Raw genomic sequence first — 20,096 nt, forward strand, 5'->3', positions numbered from 1 at the left:
TTGGAATTAGGTAGTCATAATTTTTTCCCGTCATTTCATATGACTTAAGTGCAGATCTTCCGGCATGATGATTGTTGATCAATTCGTAGCCTAAAATAATGAAATACTGAATTAAAGCACGCTCGGCCTTTTCAATTGTCTTTTTTCTAACCAATCCTCTTGATGATTCCAAGTAACAGTAGTGAAAATATCGAGTACCATTCTATACTCTAACTGCACTATAATCATCATATTCACCCAATATTACATTTCTTATTCTTTTTTCATGCTTTCCCATATTATTAAAATATTGGCATAATCGCGTTTTTATATGGACTGTTTCACCAACGTAAAAAGGTTCATGGGGGCCATCTCCATATTTTCGGGAGAAAAAATATAACCCATGTGAATCCTCTAACCGGTCTACAGTTCCACTTACAATGCCCTTGTCGACCAGTATTTCAACAGGTTTTTTCCAATTGAAAGTTGCCATAATGTGCACCCTTTTTCATATGATTTTCAGTGCCCGCCGCACGATTCGCGAATGATGAGTTGCGTCGGAATCCGTGTCATCTCGACCGGCTCGCCGTCGATCAGCGCCGCCAGGGTGTCGACGAGGACCTGGGCGGCCGTGGTCGTGTCCTGGCGCACCGTCGACAGGGCCGGATTGGTGCAGGTGCAGGCCCACAAATCGTCGAAGCCCATCACGGAGACATCGCGCGGCACGTTCAGGCCGCGCTTCTGCAGCGACTGGATGGCGCCGATCGCCAGGAGGTCGGTCACCGCAAACACGGCATCGAAGGCAATACCGTCGTCGAGCAGGCGATCGATCGCCGCCGCCCCTTCTTCGCGCGAAATGAAACAGTCGATGGCCAGGGCCGGATCGGGTTTCACGCCAGCCTCAATATGGGCGCGCATATAGCCCTTGTAGCGTTCGAAAAATTCGGAATGGCGCTCGGAAGCCTCGCCCAAAAAGACAATACGTCGGCGGCCCAGTTTCAGCAGATGCTCGGCCGCCATATGGGCACCGCCTTCATTGTCGCTGCCGATGAACAGGTTGGGCGTTTCGGGCATAACCGGTCCAAACACCACCCAGGGCTCGCCGACCTGGCGCAGGACCTCGACCTTTTGCAGGTAGGTTTCGAAATCGCGGTAACCGAGGAAGATGATGCCGTCGGCCCGGCGTGAAAAGCCATAGTCGGCGCCCCAGTCAGCATTCTGCTTTTGCAGCGACATAAGGACGTCGACGCCTTTTTCAGCGGCGTAGTTGAGGATCTGGCCGATCAGCGGCAGGAAGAAGGGATTGATCGGGTTGTTGCCCTGATCGAGGTCTTCGGAGACCAGGACGGCAATGGTGTTGATCTTCTTGGAGCGCAACTTGCGGGCGTTGATATCGACCGTGTAGTTCAGTTTGGCGGCAGCGTCGAAAACGCGTTGGCGCACGCCTTCGCTGACCGAACTGGACCGGCTGAGGGCCCGCGAAACCGTCGCCTGGGAAACCCCGGCCAGGGCGGCGATATCGAAGGAGGTAGGACGTTTCATCTGGCTCATTGTTGTTTTGCCCGGGAGGATGACACCGCCCGGGCAATTAAACAAGACCACTATGTCGTGCGCCAAAAAGCCCGGGTTAGAGTGAAATGATTTTAGGTAGAATCGTCATTTCGCTCTAACTTTTTTGCTTGTCGCGCAATTTAACCGAAAAGTGACATCCACTTTATCGGATTGCGCTTTAGAACCGGAAGCGCAGGGTCGCCTTGGCGCCGTGATCCGACATCGTGTCCCCCACCACGCCGGAATAGGCGATCGAGAGGTCGGTGCGTGGCCCGATTTTGGCGTCGACACCGACGTCCATGACCAGGGCACCCTTGTCAATCGGTGTACCAAGGACGGTATAGCGATTACTGGCGGCAAAGTTGGCCAGGGCCGGCGAATCAAGATCGCCGTCGGCGGCGCGATAGCCGACCATGGCGCGAAGATCGACCGGCTTGCCGTCCTTTGATGACAGGCGTGCCGTGCCGCGTACGCCGACCGTGGCAAAGGTGATGTGCGTATCCTGGGATGGCAGGGTCAGCGCCGCGGTGCCGCCGCCTTCCTTGGCGTCTTCCAGCTTGGCCTGGACAAAGGCCGCAGAAGCGAAGGGCTCGACCGTCCAGTTGTCACGGACATGCCTATAGCCGACGTCGCCGAAAACCTGGGTGATCTGGCTGCCATAATCGCTGGTCAGGTGATTCGAGAAGCCGGCAAAGGCAATGTTGCGGTTGGTCTCGACATCACGGTGCGTATAGGCGACACCCCCGCGGGCGCCCCAACCGACAGCCTTGCTGGTACCGACATAGCCACCCAGATGGATGTCGTTCGATTCACCGGAGGAGGCGCGGTCGAAGACCTTGATCTTGCTGTGGTCGAAGCCAAGGACGAAGCCGGCGCGCCAGGTTTCGTGCTGGACAAAATCGGATCCTAAAAAGACGCCGCCAATGCTGCGTTCGGCCGAGGCAGCATTGCCGTCTCCGTCCAGGTCCGCCTTGGACCCGAAGACGCGGAACCAGCCGGCCCGGCCGCCGGTATCCCCCGAAGTCAGCCGATCGGTGATGGCGTCTCTGATGAAGCGGCTGTCTTCGATGGCAGCGGCCTGGTAGGTCGCGTGAACCTCGCCGGAAATCTGGTCGAAGGCGTCTTGCGCCTCGGGCAGGGTCTGCAGATAGGCCAACGCCGTGAACAGCTCGCCCGACCCGGTGTCCGCCGCGCCGCCGGCGGCCTTCTGGTTCGGCGTGCTGCCGGCGGATTCGAAGGAACGCGTCTGGGCGACGTCGAGATAGACGTGGCTGGCGTCGTAGTGGTCGACCAGGTTGATGAAATAAGAGACGCGGGTGTCGCCGGTCAGGCTATAGGTGCCCGTCAACCCGCCTTCGGCGCTGAGCACCGTGTAGCGCGTCCCCAGGACATAGCGCGACGGATCGAGCTTGGTGACATGCAGGACGGCGCCGGGATCTACAACCGCCGTGCCGGTTATGGTCAGGCGATCGTTTTCTCCGGTCGACTGCAGTTCCACCTCATAGGTCGAAGTGGCGGCTGCGGTATAGCCGCCCGTCACGGTGAGCGTGCCGATCGAAGCGCCGGGCGCCACGACCGAGCCGTCGAGCGCGGTGATGCCGCCGACAGTGCCGTAGCCGCCCAGAACAGCACCGCTGTCGACCGTGACCAGTGAACCGGAGGTGTCGCCGTGGACCAGCAGCCGGCCGGCCGCCACTTCGGTCGCGCCGGTAAAGGTGTTGTTACCGTCGAGGATCAGTGTGCCCAGGTCTGTTTTCTGCAGACCGCCCGTTCCGGTCAGGCTGGAGGAAATGAGGGTATTCCAGCCGGCGCTTTCCGGCGTGCCGTCACCGACCTGGATAGCGGCATTGCCGGACAGGCCGATATCGTCGCCCAGTATGTGGTAGCCGCTGGTCAGGAAGGTCATGCCGGTAACGCCGATAGCGCCGTTGCCGTCATCAACCGTGACCGTGCCGGGCGCGCCTGTGAAGACGACTCCGCCGGGATTGGGATTGTAGTGGCCGTTGAGCGCGCCGGTCCCTTCGGTCCAGTTGCCCTTGGTCGCCGTCCATGTGCCGTCGCCGCCATCGACCGTCAGGTTGGCGGCGCTGGTCGCGCCGTCACCATCCCAGAACAGCAGGATCGGATCCGTGCCGCCGCCCGTGCCGCCGCCGCCTTCGACCGAGCCGAAGCCGTCGAGATAGGCATAGCCGGCATGGCCACCATAGGGACAGTCATTGGCCAGCAGGGACAGGATGAAATCATGGCCCAGGCGGTCGGAAACGTCCACGCTCTGGGTCAGCCAGTCGGAATAGAACCATCCCAGCGAGGACTGGGTGAAGACGCCGGGCGCCGTCGCGGAATTAAGATTGTACGAATAGAGAATTTCGTTGGTCGTCGCATCCTTCAGGGTAATGATGAAGGCGTCCGAATCATAGGTATCATGCGATGACTGCAAGACGGCGGCATAGGCAAAGGCAATCAGGTTCTCGCTGTAGCCGTTCACCCGCTGGCTGAGCACCGTGACCGAATTGTTGTTGTAGGAATCGTTGACCTGGGCGGAGTGGTCGCCGGCATAGACCGTACGCAGAATATTATCTGTATACGGATCAAATCCCGCATTGGTGACGGCCGCCACGATATAGCTGGGGTCGTAGTTGGTACCGGTGGGCAGATAGTCTTCCGGAACCGGATAGAGGCCGCCGGGCCAATAGCCCCCGCCGACCGTCCAGCCGTCCAGCGTACCACTTTCAAAACTGCCGTTTTGAAAGGTCTGAGCGTGGGCCGGGATGGCGAGGGCGGACAGGGCCACACCGGCGAGCAGTGATAGGGGTTTCATGAACTTCATGACAATGGCTCCGAAACTGTAATCAATGTAAAAATTCAAACGCGAAGCTCGCCCCGGGTCACCGAAGCGACGGCAGATGCGACAATTGGGACGCGGAAAACTGGGGACGCGGAAAATGGGCCAAAATACACGGCCTGAGTAAAATCTACGGCGATCTTTATAAGAATGTAATGCTGTTCTTCGGAAATCGGATCGTCGTTGCGGACGGGTCTCAAATTAGCCGCTTTCACGGATATAGGCGTCGATGATCTCGGCTACCCAGGCCATAAAAGCACGAACGCGGCGCGCCTGATGCCGGCGGCGAGGATAGATCAGCGCGACCGGCAGGGGCTCTGCGATATGGTCCGGTAATATTTCCCTGAGATGACCCGCCTTCAGGGCCTGAACCAAGCCGGCGCGCGGCGCCTGGATGATACCCAGCCCCGCCAGGGCAGCCGCCTGGAAGGATTCCGTACTGTTGACCAGGATCCGCCCGGCCACGTCACGCGTCACATAGTCGTCGCCAACGCGATATTCGAAGCCGTAGGGTTTAGCGCCCATCTGGCTGACATAGTGGACCATACTGTGTCGATCGAGATCGTCCAGGACAAGCGGCACACCGTGGCGCTCAAGATAGGCCGGCGCGGCGACATTGACCATGCGCATGACACCGACCGGCCTGGCGATCAGGCCGCTGTCGGCCATCATGCCGACTCGGACAACGCAGTCGAAGCCTTCGGCGATGATATCGACCCGGCGATCCGTGCAACTCAGTTCCAGCTGCAGGCCGGGATGGCGGTCGAGAAAGTCCGGCAGGCGCGGCACTATGTAGTTGCGCGCCATGGCGACGGGCATGTCCACACGCAGGACGCCCGTCAGGGCGGCCGGCGATGACTGGAACATGGCGTCCATGTCTTCGATGTCGGACAAGAGATCGCGGGCGCGCTCGTACAGGGCCTGGCCATCGTGGGTCAACTGGACGCGGCGAGTGGTGCGATACAGAAGCTGGACCTTCATCCGCGTTTCGAGGCCGGCGACCGCCGCCGACACGGCCGATTTCGGCAAGCCCAGCGAAGCCGCCGCCTGGGTGAAGCTGCTCAGTTCGGCAACGCGGACAAAGGCCGCCAGGGCGTCGAGACGGTGCATATTGTTCTTATTTGGTGAACAGTGAAGATCATTTTAGCGAGTTTATCTCGTACTGGCCGCACAGTAAAGTCAGGATCTAAGCAAGGAGATAGATCATGACCATCGCATTGATCACCGGGGGAAGCCGCGGCCTGGGCCGCAACATGGCGCATCATCTGGCTTCCAGGGGCGTCGACATCCTTTTCACCTACCATTCGAACAAGACGGAAGCCGAGGCATTAATCGCCGAACTGGGGTTGTTAGGACGCAAGGCCGTGGCCCTGCAGCTCGACGCAGGCCAGTCGGCGGGGTTTGCGGCCTTTGCCCAGACCGTGCGCGAAGCCCTGCAAACCCACTGGGCGCGGCACGATTTCGACTACCTGATCAACAATGCCGGCACGGCGCTGTATGCCGCTTTTGCCGAGACGACCGAGGCGCAGTTCGACGAGGTGATGAATATTCACCTGAAAGGTCCGTTCTTCCTGACGCAACATCTGCTGCCGTTGATCCGGGACGGCGGGCGAATCATCAACCTGTCGTCCGGCCTGGCGCGTTTCAGCCTGCCGGGCAGCTCCGCCTATGCCATGATGAAGGGTGGGGTCGAGGTGATGACTCGCTATCTGGCCGTCGAGCTGGGATCGCGCCGTATCACGGTCAATACTGTGGCGCCGGGGGCCATCGCGACCGATTTCGGCGGTGGACGGGTGCGCGACAACGCCGACCTCAACGCCCTGATCGCCAGCCAGACACCCCTGGGTCGTGTCGGATTGCCCGATGATATCGGCGGCATCGTCTCGGTGCTGCTGTCCGACGAAGCGCAATGGCTGAACGGGCAGCGCATCGAGGTCTCAGGCGGCATTCACGGTTAATTCAGCTCAAGCGCCGTCGCACGGGCGCCCCCCGATGGCTCGCGCAACGTGCGCGACGGCCAAAGTATGTTCTCTGGCGCCCTTGCCAAGCTGCGATAAGTCATCGCAGCTTGGAATAATAGCCTTCTACAGGCCTTCGGTGTCGATAATCACCCGGCCATTGGCGATCTGCACGTCAGGCACGTGGTCCGTCGTGAAAGGCACATAGAAGCTGGGACCCTCAAGCGGCTTGACGTCGAGCAGGTCGCCTGCGCCGAAATTATCGACATTGGCCACCTTGCCAATCTCAGCGCCGGCCGTATCGAAGACCTTCAGGCCGATCAGGTCGGTGATATAGAATTCCTCTTCGTCCGTGTCCGGAAGATCGGCGCGATCGACATAGAGTTTCAGCCCGTTGAGCTTTTCCGCCGCTGTACGATCGGGCGCCTGTTCCGCAAAAACCAGCAAGCCCCCCTTATGTTCGCGCGCCTTGGTAACGACCAGGGCCGGCTTGCCGTTGAGGTCGAGCAGCGGACTGTGTTCCAGCACGCTGACCGGGTTGTCCATATGGCTGATCAGCTTGAATTCGCCCTGAATACCGTGGGCCGCGCCGACCTGGGCCACAAAAACAAGATTGGGTTTGGACTGGGCCATTGGTGCCTGCGGATAGGTTTGAATACAAAAAAGGGCCGGGACGAATCCCGGCCCTTTTCATTATAACAAGCGAAAGGCTTATTCCGAAGCCGGGGCTTCTTCAGCAACAGCTTCAGCGGCCGGTTCTTCAGCGGCAGGCGCCTCTTCAGCCGGGGCTTCTTCGACGACGGGAGCCGGCGCGGCAGCAGCCGCAGCAGCGGCTTCAGCTTCGGCAGCCTTGGCAGCGGCCGCTTCTTCACGGGCAGCGTTCTCAGCGTCGATACGGTCCTGTTCGCGTTGCGCACGTTCAGCAGCGCGTTCCTGGGCCTTCTTGTGCGGCAGGCCCTTCTTCGGGTTGTTGCCGGCTTCCCACTTGACCAGGCCTTCTTGCGACAGGAAGCGCGCAACGCGGTCGGTCGGCTGGGCGCCCTTCTTGAGCCATTCGGCGATACGCTCGACCTTCAGGGTGACGCGTTGGACATCCTTCGGCAGCATCGGGTTATAGGTACCGACCTTTTCGATGAACTTGCCGTCGCGGGCGGCGGCGGCATCCGCGATGACGATGGTGTAGTACGGGCGCTTCTTGGAGCCACCACGCGAGAGACGAATTTTCAACATTTCAGTTAGTCCTTATTAAACAGCTATTTCTTGGTTGGGTCGAAGGGCTTTGCTCCCGGCAATCCGGGAAGGCCGCCAAACAGGCCCGAAGGAGGTGTGGGACCCCCGAGGCCGGGCAATTTGCCGGCGCCGAGGTTTTTCAATTTTTCGAGATCAGGCGCACCGGGCATGGCGCCACCCATCTTCTTGGCCATTTCCGCCATGTCGCCCATGGCGCCAGGATTCGGCATTCCGCCCATTTGGCCACCCATGCCGAACATCTTGGCCATCTGGCCCATGGCGCCGCGGCCGTTGGACCGCGACATGGCCTTGAAGGTATCGGCCATCTGGCGATGCTGCTTCAGCAGCTTGTTGATTTCCGAGACCTCGACGCCGGAGCCGGCGGCGATGCGGCGTTTGCGCGAGGCGTTGAGAATATCCGGCTTCTTGCGCTCGATCTTGGTCATCGAGGTCACGATGGCAATCTGGCGATCGAACACCTTGTCGGTGATGTTCATCTCGTCGATCTGTTTCTTGACCTTCTGCACGCCGGGCAGGAGGCCCATAATGCCGCCCAACCCGCCCATGCGCTTCATCTGGCGCAGTTGCTCGGCCAGGTCGTCGAGGTCGAACTGACCCTTGGCCATCTTCTTCGCCATGGCTGTCGCCTTGGCGGTGTCCAGTTCCTGCGATGCCTTTTCAACCAGGGCGACGATATCGCCCTGGCCCAGGATGCGCCCGGCGATACGGCGCGCATCGAAGACGTCGAGCGCCTCGACCTTTTCACCGGCACCCAGGAACTTGATCGGCAGGCCGGTCGTAGCCCGCATCGACAGCATGGCCCCGCCGCGGGCGTCGCCATCGGCGCGGGTCAGGATCAAACCGGTCAGCGGCAGGCGTTCATGGAAGGCGGCGGCAGTACGCACGGCGTCCTGACCGGTCAGGCTGTCGGCGACCAGGAAGGTTTCGACCGGATTGGCGACCCGGGCGATCTCGGCAGCCTCGTTCATCAAGGCTTCGTCGAGCGTCGTACGGCCGGCGGTGTCGAGGATCAGGACGTCGAAGCCCTGCAGGCGTGCCGATTGCAGGGCGCGCCTGGCGATATCGACCGCGCTTTGACCGGCGACGATCGGCAGGAAGTCGACGCCGACCTGTTCGGCCAACAGCTTCAACTGCTCCATGGCGGCCGGACGACGCGTGTCGAGCGACGCCATCATGACCTTCTTGCGGTCGTAGTTTTTTAGGCGCAGGGCCAGCTTGGCCGAGGTCGTGGTCTTGCCGGAACCCTGAAGACCGGCCATCAGGATGACGGCGGGCGGGACGGCGTTGAGATTGAGCGGCTCGGCTTCTTCGCCGCCCAGCATGTCGATCAGCCCGTCATAGACGATCTTGACCACCTGGTCGGCCGGCTTGACGGCCTTGATGATGTCTTCGCCGGTGGCCAGTTCCTTGGCCTTGGTCATGAACTGACGCACCACCGGCAGGGCGACATCGGCTTCCAGCAGAGCGACGCGCACCTCACGCAGGGCTTCGTCGACATCCTTTTCCGAAAGGACGCCGCGACCCGACAGTCGGTCGAAAAGACCGGACAGGCGCTCGTTCAAGCTGTCGAACATGACTTACCTCAAAAGCTGCGCTTCAGGCGTGCCGGCAAACAGAAAATCCCCGAGGGCGCCACGCGCTGTCGGGGAGCCTTCTCATCCCCGTCCGGACTGTGCCGGGGTCGTGATGACGAAGGGTTCTGGCTTGAGGCACACCCAAGGGTGCGCGATGTGGTGGCTTCTTTGACGCAAAGGCCTGTAAGAGTCAAGTCCTGTGGTGCTTTGGGAAAATTTACACCGGAGGCATACCCATGAGAAATTTATGGAAATTTTACGGAAGGTGATCAGGCTTAGCGAACTGTTAAACACGATTCAGGCATAACTCTGCGTAACTTCGTTATAAGAGGACAGGGACCGATGACCGGATTTATCGACGGTATCAACGCGCGCACCAGTATCGCAGGCCGCATGCGTATCCTTGGCGTCCTGATGGTCGTACCCGTCGCCATTACCGGCTGGCTGTTGTACCAATCCCATATGGTGGCCGTCGATTTCGCCAAAAGCGAAGAAGCGGGCTCGCAGTATCTTGGTGCCCTGTGGCCCGACGTCATGGCCGGTGCAGCGGGCCAGGGTGCCGTTGATGGGGCTACGTTAAAGAAAGTCGCGGCCGACAACGCGAAAATGGTCGATCCGGCCCACGCCGACGCCCTGTCGGACCTGTCGGGCGCCGAGTTGTTGAAAGCCGCCAACGCCCTGTTCGCCGAGGTGACCGACAAATCAAAACTGATCCTCGATCCTGATTTGCCCAGCTACTATATGATGGATGCGGTGACCACCAAGATGCCGGCCGCCGTCGTTGCGGCCGCCGCGCTTCATGACGCGCCGACCAGCGAGATCGCCGGCGTCACTTTCGACAATGCCATGGCCGCGCTTGGCGACTCGTTCGGCAAGTCGGGCCAATACAGCGCCTCGGGCAAGCTGGCCGGCGACACCCAGGCCGCACTCGACCAATTCCTGGCCGCGGGTAGCGCCTTTCGCAAGGACCCCGCAGCCTATAGCAATTTCCTGACCGCCGCCGACGCCCTGTTCACACCCGGTAATCGCGATCTCGGCGCCATGCAAAGCGAACGGGCTGCGAAAGAATCCGGCCGCATGTTTATCGAACTGGCGATCGCCGCCGCTGTATTGGGGCTGGCCCTGGCTCTGGCAACGGTCATAGGCTCCGGCCTGTCGCGAAGGCTGCGCCTCTTGTCAGAACTGATGCAGAAACTGGCTCAGGGTGAATCGACGTCCGAAATCCCTTTCCAGGGCGACGAATACGAGACAGGCGTGATTGTCCGTACCCTGACCAGTTTCCGCAACACCCTCGGTGAGGCCGAAACCTTACGACTCAGCCAGGTGCAAATGGAAGAAACGGCGCGTCAGGCCCGCGGCAAGGCCATGCGCGATATGGCGGATCGATTTGAGTCATCGATACTCAGCATTGTCGAACGGCTGGGCCATGTGAATCAAAGCCTGGGCGCGACGGCGACAGAACTTAATACCAATGCCGAAGAAACGCGCGCCCGCAGCCACGCCGCCGCCCATTCGATGGATATGGCCAGCGCCAATGTCCAGTCGGTGGCCGGCGCCACGGAAGAAATGTCGGCCTCGTCCCACAGCATCGCCGATCAGGCCGCGCGTGCCTCGCAGGCCGCGGGTGACGCCGCGTCGCGGGCCCATGACGCCACGGCCAAGGTCGAAGCCATGAATGCGGCCGCCCAGAGCATCGGCAGCAGTATCGACATGATCACTCAGATCACCTCGCAAACCAACCTGCTGGCGCTCAATGCGACCATCGAAGCGGCGCGCGCCGGCGAGGCCGGACGTGGCTTCAGCGTGGTGGCGACGGAGGTCAAGGCCCTCGCCCAGCAAACGGCGCGGGTGACCGAGGAAATCAGCCTTCAGGTCAAGACTGTGCAACAGACGACGGCCCAGGCCGCCGATGCCATGGTGACCATCGCCAATATGGTTGTCGGTCTGCGTGACATCTCCACCGCCATTTCCGAATCGGTCATCCAGCAGAGCCAGGCGGTCGGCGAAATCTCACGCTCGACCAGCGAAGTCGCCATGTCGACATCGGAGGTCGGCGCCGCCATCGGAGAAGTCAGCCTGACCGCCACGCGCACCGGCACCCAGGCGCGTGAGGCATTGACGGATATCGAACACCTGGCCGATCAAACGCGGATGCTGAAGACCACTGCCATGGATTTCCTGGCCAGCGTCAGGTCGGCTTAGCCGGCCTTTAGAGGCTTCTGGCGTAATAAATATACCGCCGGCGGGGCGGTATAAGAGTCTCCGCAGGTCACCCCTGCAGATGTCCGATCAGGCGCAGCAACAGGCCTTCCAGTTGCGTCCGCTCGTCTGGAGAAAACACGGACAGGGCCTGGGTCTGCTCAGCTTCGAGCCGGATACCCACAACAGAAAAACGTTCCCGGCCGCTGTCGGTCAGGTGAACATTGTGCGCCCGGCGATCCGTCGGGTGTCGGCGACGTTCCACCCAGCCGTCCTTTTCCAGCGCGTCGAGAAACAACACCACGGACGACTTTTCAATGCCCGATATCTGGGCCAGTTGCGCCTGGGTCAGGTCGTTCTGCGCATACAGGCTGGCCAGCAGCACGACGTGGCCCATATGCAGCGGCCCGCCGTCCAGCGCCCGGACCATGCGGGCCCGGAACAGGTGATGCGCCGAGGCCAGCAGATAGCCCATGGCCTTCTGGTGTTGGGCGATGACGGTTTCTTCGGGCTGGCTCATGGGACTGGCTTAGAATGCAGTGGGCGTCGTCGTCAATAAGATGACCCTAACATGGCGCTTGCATATTGTCTAATATTAGACTATCTATGAATAGTCAATATTTGTGGAGGTTATCATGTGGCGTCGTCTACCCGCGGCCTTGAGCCTGTTTCTCCTGTCGCCGCTGATCGCGGAATATCTGCTGGGCAGCCTGCCTGTCTCGATGATCGCTATCCTGCCAATCATGGCGATGATGTACGGATCGGGCGCCATATTGATCCGCGAGATCGTGCGGCGAACCGGCCGCGGTTGGGTGTCCATGGCGCTGCTGGCCTGCGCCTATGGCTTTGTCGAAGAAGGTTTCGTCACCCAATCGCTGTTCAACCCCAATTATCTCGGCCTGCGCCTGATCGATTTTGGTTTTATTCCCGCACTGGGTACAGCCCTGCCCTGGCTGATTTTCGTTATCAGCATTCATGTCGTGTGGAGCATCTGTGTGCCGATCGGCCTGAGCGAGGCCCTGTTCAAAAACAAGCGCGACCAGGCATGGCTGGGTCCTGTCGGCATCTCTGCTTTCACGTTGCTCTTTTTGGCGGGTTGTACCCTGGTCGCGACCTTTACCTACAAACAGCGCCCGTTCATGGCCACGCCGATGGAGTTGGGCGGCGTTGCGATGATCGTCATCGCCCTGGTCGCGGCGGCCCTGCTGTGGCCGAAGTCCTCAACGGGCGCTACGGCCGCACCGCATCCGTCTGTACTGTTCCTCGGAAGCCTCATTCCGGGTTCAGCCCTGATGCTGCTGCAACAGTTCGCGCAAGGCAGGCTGCATTGGGATTGGCCGACCTGCGTCGCTGCCGTCTTAGGGATCGAAGCGCTGTTCGTCGCCTTTATGGTCGTCTTCACGCGCGGCAAGACGTGGAGCGACGTCCAGCGCTTTGCCCTGATGGCCGGCGGTTTCTGCACCTATGTCTGGGTCGGATTTCTGACCGATGTCCAGCTGCACGGCGCGGCCGATACGACAGCCCATGCCATACTGGCCGCCGTCATGTGCGCCGTCCTTGCCTTTGCCGGTTATCGCGTCGTCACAGATAAAGGTTGAACGCCAGGGTCTGCAGGGCCGCACGCTGCCACGGCACATCCAGTTTGCGGATATCGCGACGGGCAGCGCCGGACAGGTCACGACGCAGGGCAGAATTACCGACCAGTTTGCGGAGCGCCGTTGCCGCGGCGGCGATATCCGGCTCGGCCCACCGCTGATCGCGATCGCGCTCCAGCCCCATATAGGGGCCGTCCGGATCGCGTATCGGGATCAGGTGCGACGGCACCAGGCGGGCATTACCGTCGTTCATGAAATCGATATTGCCCGACCAGCCGGTGGCAATGACCCCGACGCCGGCGGCCATGGCCTCGGCCAGGGTCAGGCCAAAACCTTCCGAACGATGCAGCGATATCAGCAGATCGCTGGCGGCGATCAGTCCGTCCATCTCGGCGTCGCCCAGCCGCTCGCTCATCACACGGATATCGGGGCGCACGGCGACCAGGGCCAGCAGACGCTGCTCCGTGACGCGGTCGCCCGTGAGGTCGCTCACCTTCAGGGTCAGACGGGCCTGGTTCGCTGCGTGCGGAAAGGCCTGACACCAGGCGTCAACCACGCCCCACGGATTCTTGCGGGCCGCCGAGGACTTGGTGTCGAAGAGGCTTAAGACCTCGCACAGGTCCGGATCGAGACCGAAACGCGTCTGGGCATCCTGATAACGCATAGCGGCCAGGGCCGGCACAGGATGAGGCATAAGGCGCAGGCGCGCAATCAGGTCATCGCGCCCCGCCTGACGAAAAGCCGCCGCCATGGCGTCAAGAGTGAAACGACTGGGCACCCAGATTTCGTGCAGATAGTCGGCGATCCACACCCAGTCGGCCGGCGCCTTGGGCGTTTCCCATGCCCAATAACCGATGCGATAGCGGTCGGCCCAGGTGTTTGGCGCGTGGGCCAGAAAAGCGACCAGGCATTCCGGAGCATTGGCGTGGATCAGCCATACGCCGCCTTGGCCAGGCAAATGTCCAGCTTGCGGCAGGATCTGCTTAAAACACGGACGCAGGTCGTGCTGCACGACACCATAGCCGGCCGCCTTCAACGTTTCAGCAGTCAGGCGACCCGCCCGGCCGATACCAAGGGTTTCGTTGAAAAAGCCCGATACAACCAAGGGCCCGGGCTTCGGCGCGCCACTGCCGGCGCGACTCCAGTGCGACGAACGGACATTGCCAAGCAGGCGCAGGGCGCCGTGGATCAGGGGCAGGCGGATTTTCAGGGGAAGATGGCGCAGGCGAAGCATGACGCCAGCCTAGACTGAATCTATCGCACGTGAAACGCTGTTTGCGCCGGCAGTCACAACGAAATGTGGAACATAAGACGTGACGATGCACGGAACGCAGACGCCCTCGCCGATCCGATCAGAGTCCCAGCCACTTGCGGCGTTGCGTCCAATAGGATTTGAACTGGTCCGCCTGGAACTCGTCCTCGAAGGTCACAACCTTGGTCAGGTGATCGCCATTGGGATCCGAATGCACCGAAATGGCGTCGGTATCCTGGATAGAGGCAGCTTCGACAAATTTAAAAAAAGCACCAAAAAAAGCGTCGTTTTCCGATTCGGTATTCAGATCAAATTCAAGACTGACCACGCCCTCACCTCTTAACAAACGACCTGACAACAAAGCCTCATCGCGCCCAGCCCGTCGATGCAGATCATGACCGAATAATGTCAGAAACCTGCAAAAACTGTGCGCTGCACAATTTTGTCATGAAAGCTTAAAATGTGGAAAGAGTCAAAAAGAATAAACAGATATTTAAGACGCAAAGCCGTGACCGGCAGCAGCAAAGCCGCGCACGTCCCCGATGACAGCCCTGTCATTACAAGCTGCGCGTATTGAGCGCCGTTTGGAGCTCGATACGCGTCGCGCTCCCGGCTTCGGCGTAGGCCTACTCAGCCGTAGCGCTGTCGAGCAAGGATGCGTCGTCAGGCGTGTTACGCCCAGCCGGTTGCAACAGCTTTTTGATATTGCGTGCGGCCTGGCGAATACGGTGTTCGTTCTCGACCAGACCGATGCGGACATAGCCTTCGCCATATTCACCGAAGCCCAGACCTGGCGCCACGGCGACATGGGCCTCTTCGATCAGCAGCTTGGCAAACTCGATCGAGCCCAAATGTTCGAACTTGGGCGGAATCTTGGCCCAGGCGAACATAGAAGCCGGCGGCGGCGGAATGTCCCAACCGGCGCGCTTCATCGAGTCGATCAGCACGTCGCGGCGCGACTTGTAGGTGGCGCGAATCTCATCGACATTGTTCTGCGGCCCGTTGAGCGCGGCGGCAGCAGCGACCTGTATGGGTGCGAAGCCGCCGTAGTCGAGATAGGATTTGACGCGTGAAAGGGCGGCGCAGATTTCCGAATTGCCGACCACCATGCCGATGCGCCAGCCGGCCATGGCATAGGTCTTGGACAGCGAATTAATCTCGACCGAACGTTCGCGCGCGCCTTCGACCTGAAGCAGGGAGGGCGGCGGGTTGTTATCGAAATAGATTTCCGAATAGGCGATGTCGCTGAGCACGATCAGGTCATGCTTCTGCGCCAGCTTGACGACCTCCTTGTAGAAGTCGAGATCGACCCACTGCGCCGTCGGGTTGGACGGATAGGACACGATCATCACCGATGGCGTCGGCACCGAGTGCTTCACCGCCTTGGAAATGCCCGACAGATAGGCCTCCGGCGACAGGGCCGGAACGTGACGGATAACGCCGCCCGCCATCAGGAATCCGAAGGCGTGGATGGGATAGGCCGGGTTCGGACAAATGACCGTATCGCCGGGCGCGGTGATCGCCATGGCGAGATTGGCAAACCCTTCCTTGGAACCAAGCGTCGCCACGACCTCGGTATCCGGGTTGAGCTTGACGCCGTAGCGGCGGTCATAATAGCCGGCCATCGCTTTGCGCAGGCCTTGGACGCCCTTGGAAACGCTGTAGCCGTGGGTCTTGGGCTTCCTCACCGTCTCGACCAGCTTGTCGACGATATGCGGCGCGGTCGCCATATCGGGATTGCCCATGCCGAAATCGATGACGTCGACGCCTTCTGCGCGCAGCCGTGCCTTGACCTTGTTGACTTCTTCGAAGACGTAAGGGGGCAGACGGCGGATACGATAAAAGTCGCGCATAACGAGGTAGAGCCTGAAAACGAGTTACTGAGGCCCTCCATATGGAACATCAGGCGTCGTTTGTCATGTCACGAAATGCAAATTATTCGGAGATTTTTGCGCTAAGTGACAAAATTTGCTAACCTTCTACCTGCTGGCGAAGACGCTCAAGACGTTCATCCCATTGCTGCGAAATCCGCGCCAGGCAGATACGGGCTTCGCCCAGGGTGCGGCGATCGATCTGCCACAAGGTGGCGCGGCCGACACGCTGACAGCGCAACAATCCAGCGGTTTCCAGGACCTTGAGATGCTTGGTGACGGCCTGGCGCGTCAGGCCGCTATCGCCGGTCAGGGTGACGATCGAACTGGGGCCCACACGGATCAGCCGTTCGATAAGGGCGAGGCGATTGGCATCGCCGAGCGCGGAAAAGATGGCGGCTTCAGCGGGCAAGATAGGCCTCGACATAGGCTTTGATCAGGCCGGTCTGGGCCTGCCAGCCACCCTCGTTCATCGGGAAGGCTTCGGCGCGACGCTGCGGTGAAAGGTTCTCGAAGCCTGACTCTGTGATGGTCAGGTGCACGCCGTCCGCAACCTCCTTCAGGGCGAAGGTGACCAGGGTCATGGGTTCGTCGGAGTAGTCGACGGTCTTGTCGATCGCATAGGGATGCCAGCGGAACGAAAACAGGGTGTGCGGTGCAATCGTTTCAACCTTGATCTGGAAAGGCGTGCCTTCATACGGCTTCTGGTGCGCAGCGATTTCATCATTGACCGCCGTTGGCACGATGACACCATGCAGCGGTTTGCCGGCCTCGAACGGGCCATCAAAACGCACGCCGAACCAGGTGCCGAACTGGGCGGAATCGGCGATTGCGGCCCAGACTCGATCCAATGCCGCTTTCAACACGATATGTTTTTCGATAATATCTGACATGCGAACCTCCATATCCGCGCTATAAACATCGGGAACTTCATTCGCAACCATTTAGTTGCCTATATATGATCGCATTATCGTGATATCGCTCCGACATGCGAAAGCGGGGACGCATTATTTGGGGGGTTGTCGCACTGGCTCTGACCGGGCTGGCGGCTGACGCCTTCTGGTTCGAACCACGATCGACAACGGTCACCGAACTGGAAGCCGAGGTGCCGGAATGGCCGGCCGGCACAGCGCCGCTGCGCATCGTCCTGCTGTCCGATTTTCACGTCGATAATGTCCATATGCCGCCCAGTCGCGTGCGCGACCTGGCGCGCCAGGTTGCCGCCCTGCATCCCGATGTCGTACTTCTGGCCGGTGACTATATCGGCGGCAATGTCTTCAAGGGACGGCGTGAATTCGGCGCCCGGCCGATGCGCTCGGCGAAGGAGATCGCGCTGGATGAGGAAGGCCTGCGCGCCCTGGGCACGTTCGAGGCGCCGCTCGGTGTCTATGCGGTGATGGGCAATCACGATTGCTGGTGGGACTGCCAGCGAACGCGGGAGGTCCTGGCGGAAACCCATATCCATTTCCTTGAGAATAAGGCCGCGCAACTGTCGCGGCCGGGTGGCGATGTGTGGATCTTGGGGGTCGAAGACGGCCAGACCGAGAACCCAGACTTTCCGGCAACGGCCGCCCAGGCGCCTGAAGGCGCCGCCACGGTGAGCCTGACGCACAACCCCGGACTGTTCGACTGGCCATCCAATCACACGCCGATTCAGTTGTCCGGGCACAGCCATGCCGGCCAGGTGCGGCTACCCTTCATCGGAGCGCCGGTCCAGGTATGCCGCCACACGGAAGACACCGCCAAGGGCTGGACCATCGTCGATGGGCGCATACTGGTCGTGACGCGGGGGCTGGGGTCGAGCGGCATGCCGGTGCGCTTCGGTGCGCCGCCGCAGATCATGGTCCTGACCGTACGGCCTGGCCCCGTCGCCAAGGTCAGGGCCTTGACGCCAAGACAAGGCTTTTAGAACAGACCCTTTTCTAGAATAGACTCTTTTTAGAATAGGCTCTTGGACTGGGCGAAGCGAGCAAACATCTGCGGCCAGTCGTGCGCCGGCTTGCCCACGGCGCCCGTCATGCCGAAACCATGGCCGCCCTCGGCGAACAGGTGCGTCTCGACGGGCACGCCAGCCGCTTTCAGGGCGTCCCGCAGACGCAGGCTGTTGGCGACCGGAACCGTGGCGTCATCCTCGGCATGGGCCAGGAAGCACGGTGGGCAGGCCGGGGTGATGTTTTGATCCGGGGAATAGATTTTGATTTGTTCAGCAGACGGATTATCACCCAGCAGATTGACGCGCGACCCCATATGGGCGACCGAAGCCTCCATCGACTGGACCGGATAGATGGGCGCAGCCAGGCACGGCCGGGCATCCTGTGTATCGGCGGCGTCGACCGGGCTGTAGACCTGGGCGGCATAGCGGGTGAGCAGAGAGCCGCACAGGTGGCCGCCGGCACTGAATCCCAGGGCGGCCAGCCGTGCCGGGTCAAGCGAAAAGCGGGCAGCATTGGCGCGGATCAGACGCATGGACCGTTGGGCATCGGCCAGGGGCACGTCTGCCTTGTTGGCCCAGCCGCCGACCGGCAGGCGGTAAAACAGAACAAACGCCGAGACACCGAGCTTGTTGAGGAAGTCCGCAACGAGGTAGCCCTCGTGGTCGAAATAGTTGGCCGTATAGCCGCCGCCCGGAATGACCAGAACAGCCGCGCCATTGGGTGATTTGGCGGGGAAGGCGGCCAGTCGCGGTACGGCGATGCCGGTGGCGTGGCGGAAGTGGCTCTTGCCATCAGTTGCCGTATCCTCGACGGTTTCAACCGGCAGGACAGCGGGTGCGCCCGGAATGCCCTTCGGCCACAGGTTTATGATTTCGGTGGGCGCGGGCCAGGGCGCGGCTTCATCCGACGCCTGCGCTACGGATTGGAGGCTGACCGACAGGCCGGCGAGAAGCGCCGACCCTTGCAGCATCTGGCGACGATTGCGATCCATGACATCCTCCGGTGATTGGCTTTTACCAGACATTTAAGCATTGGCTGACGTCTAATGCCAGCAAGCTTTCACTCGGCTGCGAAGGTCAGGTCTCCGTAGTGCTTAAGCGAGCACGCACGTCTTCGACGGTGGAATTTTTTGGCACGAAAAACACAAAAAAAGTGAAAAGCACGAACGTGTCCAGAACTTTTCGCGCGAAACGCCTTCTATCAATGCCTTTTGCCACAGGCAGAGAACGAATGCCCTTCGGGGGTAGGCTTTTCAGCTTGCTCCCATTCGGGCTTTTCACTTTTTTGTGTTTTTCGTACCAAAAAATTCCACTGTCGAAGACGCGATCACACTGACTTGCGCCTCGGACGCGCTTGAAAAGGTCATACCAGATTGAGAAAGTCGGCCGGGTTCAGGCAATACGGTGAAAAACGGATGCGGCGCAGGGCGCCTTTGAAATAGTCGACACGGTTTATGCGTGTGGCGATGGAGGTGTGTCCCGGACCCTGCGCTGCAAAGGCGATATCCGCCTGTGCCTGGACGACGCGATTGACATAGGCGCGATAGGTCGTGCCGTCGTAGCTCTGGGCGACGTGATACCACTGGCCGACGGGGTGCAGCTTTTGCGGATCGGCCAGGGTGCAGGTGTAACCGGGGCCGCCGGCGAAGGCGTCGAGGTACCAGTGATCGCCGACGACGCGCAGTTCAAACAGGATGCGGGTATGTTCAACAGACGGCGCGTCCTGGTTCAGGTGCAGCCAGCGTTGCTGGGTTGCGCCGCCGTCAGGCCGGATCAGCGCTTCGATGGTGAAGGTCTTGGCGCCGGCCAGTGGATGACTATCGACGAACAGGGCATCGTCGATGCCGTCAAAGGCAATGGCGGCTCCAAGCGGCGTAGGGACGCGCTGCGGCTGGCCTTCGACATGAACCTTGCCTTGGTTGAAACCCGTGACGGAGTCGAAGCGCCAAGTGGTCTGCGGCAAGCGGGCTTTCGCATATCCTGTGTTTGCGAAGCCTGCAGCGACCGTTGCTCCGGTCAGGACGGCACGACGCGTCAGCGTGAGGCACATTGAAGATTTTGTATCGGTAAAACCTGCCGAAGCGGAAAACA

At 60.5% G+C, this 20,096-nt stretch carries 19 protein-coding genes; 4 read left to right on the plus strand and 15 right to left on the minus strand.

The annotated features are described in order from the left end of the window. Positions 1–202 precede the first annotated feature (202 nt). From AC1DXO_RS04070 to AC1DXO_RS04085, 4 genes are all read right to left on the minus strand, one after another. Positions 203–472 (minus strand): GIY-YIG nuclease family protein, encoded by a 270-nt coding sequence (locus tag AC1DXO_RS04070; protein WP_476976815.1) that lies wholly within the window; start codon positions 470–472, stop codon positions 203–205. A gap of 26 nt (positions 473–498) precedes the next feature. Beyond that, positions 499–1,521, minus strand: a complete 1,023-nt coding sequence (locus tag AC1DXO_RS04075; RefSeq protein WP_476976816.1) for a LacI family DNA-binding transcriptional regulator — start codon at positions 1,519–1,521, stop codon at positions 499–501. A gap of 187 nt (positions 1,522–1,708) precedes the next feature. After that, positions 1,709–4,357: an autotransporter outer membrane beta-barrel domain-containing protein gene (locus AC1DXO_RS04080; RefSeq protein ID WP_476976817.1), complete on the minus strand. Its 2,649-nt coding sequence runs from the start codon at positions 4,355–4,357 to the stop codon at positions 1,709–1,711. 216 nt (positions 4,358–4,573) lie between these two features. Next, positions 4,574–5,482, minus strand: a complete 909-nt coding sequence (locus AC1DXO_RS04085; protein WP_476976818.1) for a LysR family transcriptional regulator — start codon at positions 5,480–5,482, stop codon at positions 4,574–4,576. A gap of 95 nt (positions 5,483–5,577) precedes the next feature. On the opposite strand from AC1DXO_RS04085, the gene AC1DXO_RS04090 reads away from it, so the two are divergent. Next, positions 5,578–6,330: an SDR family NAD(P)-dependent oxidoreductase gene (locus tag AC1DXO_RS04090; RefSeq protein ID WP_476976819.1), complete on the plus strand. Its 753-nt coding sequence runs from the start codon at positions 5,578–5,580 to the stop codon at positions 6,328–6,330. 126 nt (positions 6,331–6,456) lie between these two features. On the opposite strand, the gene rimM is transcribed toward AC1DXO_RS04090, so the two are convergent. The 3 genes from rimM to ffh form a co-directional block, all read right to left on the minus strand. Beyond that, positions 6,457–6,963, minus strand: coding sequence for a ribosome maturation factor RimM (rimM, locus tag AC1DXO_RS04095; RefSeq protein WP_476976820.1), 507 nt, complete (start codon positions 6,961–6,963; stop codon positions 6,457–6,459). Positions 6,964–7,041: 78 nt separating this feature from the next. Next, positions 7,042–7,560, minus strand: a complete 519-nt coding sequence (gene rpsP / locus AC1DXO_RS04100) for a 30S ribosomal protein S16 (protein ID WP_476976821.1) — start codon at positions 7,558–7,560, stop codon at positions 7,042–7,044. Between the two features lie 23 nt (positions 7,561–7,583). Then, on the minus strand, positions 7,584–9,155 hold the full coding sequence (gene ffh / locus AC1DXO_RS04105; RefSeq protein ID WP_476976822.1) for a signal recognition particle protein: 1,572 nt from the start codon (positions 9,153–9,155) through the stop codon (positions 7,584–7,586). Between the two features lie 342 nt (positions 9,156–9,497). Here ffh and AC1DXO_RS04110 point away from each other — a divergent pair, with 342 nt between their 5' ends. Continuing rightward, positions 9,498–11,357, plus strand: a complete 1,860-nt coding sequence (locus AC1DXO_RS04110) for a methyl-accepting chemotaxis protein (protein ID WP_476976823.1) — start codon at positions 9,498–9,500, stop codon at positions 11,355–11,357. Between the two features lie 67 nt (positions 11,358–11,424). Here the strand turns inward: AC1DXO_RS04110 and AC1DXO_RS04115 are convergent, their stop codons facing one another. Continuing rightward, the gene (locus AC1DXO_RS04115; RefSeq protein ID WP_476976824.1) at positions 11,425–11,874 is read right to left on the minus strand and encodes a MarR family winged helix-turn-helix transcriptional regulator; all 450 of its coding nucleotides are present in this window, start codon (positions 11,872–11,874) and stop codon (positions 11,425–11,427) included. 115 nt (positions 11,875–11,989) lie between these two features. Between AC1DXO_RS04115 and AC1DXO_RS04120 the strand changes: the two genes are divergently transcribed. Further along, positions 11,990–12,952, plus strand: coding sequence for a hypothetical protein (locus tag AC1DXO_RS04120; protein WP_476976825.1), 963 nt, complete (start codon positions 11,990–11,992; stop codon positions 12,950–12,952). Here AC1DXO_RS04120 and AC1DXO_RS04125 read toward each other — a convergent pair. From AC1DXO_RS04125 to AC1DXO_RS04145, 5 genes are all read right to left on the minus strand, one after another. Further along, positions 12,936–14,183, minus strand: coding sequence for a glycosyltransferase (locus AC1DXO_RS04125; RefSeq protein ID WP_476976826.1), 1,248 nt, complete (start codon positions 14,181–14,183; stop codon positions 12,936–12,938). The genes AC1DXO_RS04120 and AC1DXO_RS04125 overlap by 17 nt on opposite strands. Before the next feature lie 118 nt (positions 14,184–14,301). Beyond that, positions 14,302–14,529 carry a hypothetical protein gene (locus tag AC1DXO_RS04130; protein ID WP_476976827.1) on the minus strand — a complete coding sequence of 76 codons (228 nt, stop codon included), beginning with the start codon at positions 14,527–14,529 and terminating at the stop codon, positions 14,302–14,304. Positions 14,530–14,827: 298 nt separating this feature from the next. Next, positions 14,828–16,054 (minus strand): LL-diaminopimelate aminotransferase, encoded by a 1,227-nt coding sequence (locus AC1DXO_RS04135; RefSeq protein WP_476976828.1) that lies wholly within the window; start codon positions 16,052–16,054, stop codon positions 14,828–14,830. 118 nt (positions 16,055–16,172) lie between these two features. Continuing rightward, positions 16,173–16,484, minus strand: a complete 312-nt coding sequence (locus AC1DXO_RS04140) for an ArsR/SmtB family transcription factor (protein ID WP_476976829.1) — start codon at positions 16,482–16,484, stop codon at positions 16,173–16,175. Continuing rightward, entirely contained in the window at positions 16,474–16,965 is a 492-nt protein-coding gene (locus tag AC1DXO_RS04145) for an SRPBCC family protein (RefSeq protein ID WP_476976830.1), read from the minus strand. The genes AC1DXO_RS04140 and AC1DXO_RS04145 overlap by 11 nt, the downstream gene beginning before the upstream one ends. A 95-nt stretch (positions 16,966–17,060) precedes the next feature. Here AC1DXO_RS04145 and AC1DXO_RS04150 point away from each other — a divergent pair, with 95 nt between their 5' ends. Continuing rightward, positions 17,061–17,981, plus strand: coding sequence for a metallophosphoesterase (locus AC1DXO_RS04150; protein WP_476976831.1), 921 nt, complete (start codon positions 17,061–17,063; stop codon positions 17,979–17,981). A gap of 29 nt (positions 17,982–18,010) precedes the next feature. Here AC1DXO_RS04150 and AC1DXO_RS04155 read toward each other — a convergent pair whose 3' ends face one another. Next, positions 18,011–18,997 (minus strand): alpha/beta hydrolase, encoded by a 987-nt coding sequence (locus tag AC1DXO_RS04155; RefSeq protein WP_476976832.1) that lies wholly within the window; start codon positions 18,995–18,997, stop codon positions 18,011–18,013. Between the two features lie 371 nt (positions 18,998–19,368). Beyond that, positions 19,369–19,968 (minus strand): LamG domain-containing protein, encoded by a 600-nt coding sequence (locus AC1DXO_RS04160; RefSeq protein WP_476976833.1) that lies wholly within the window; start codon positions 19,966–19,968, stop codon positions 19,369–19,371. Positions 19,969–20,096: the final 128 nt, after the last annotated feature.

Source organism: Asticcacaulis sp. P2_C5, assembly GCF_056404555.1.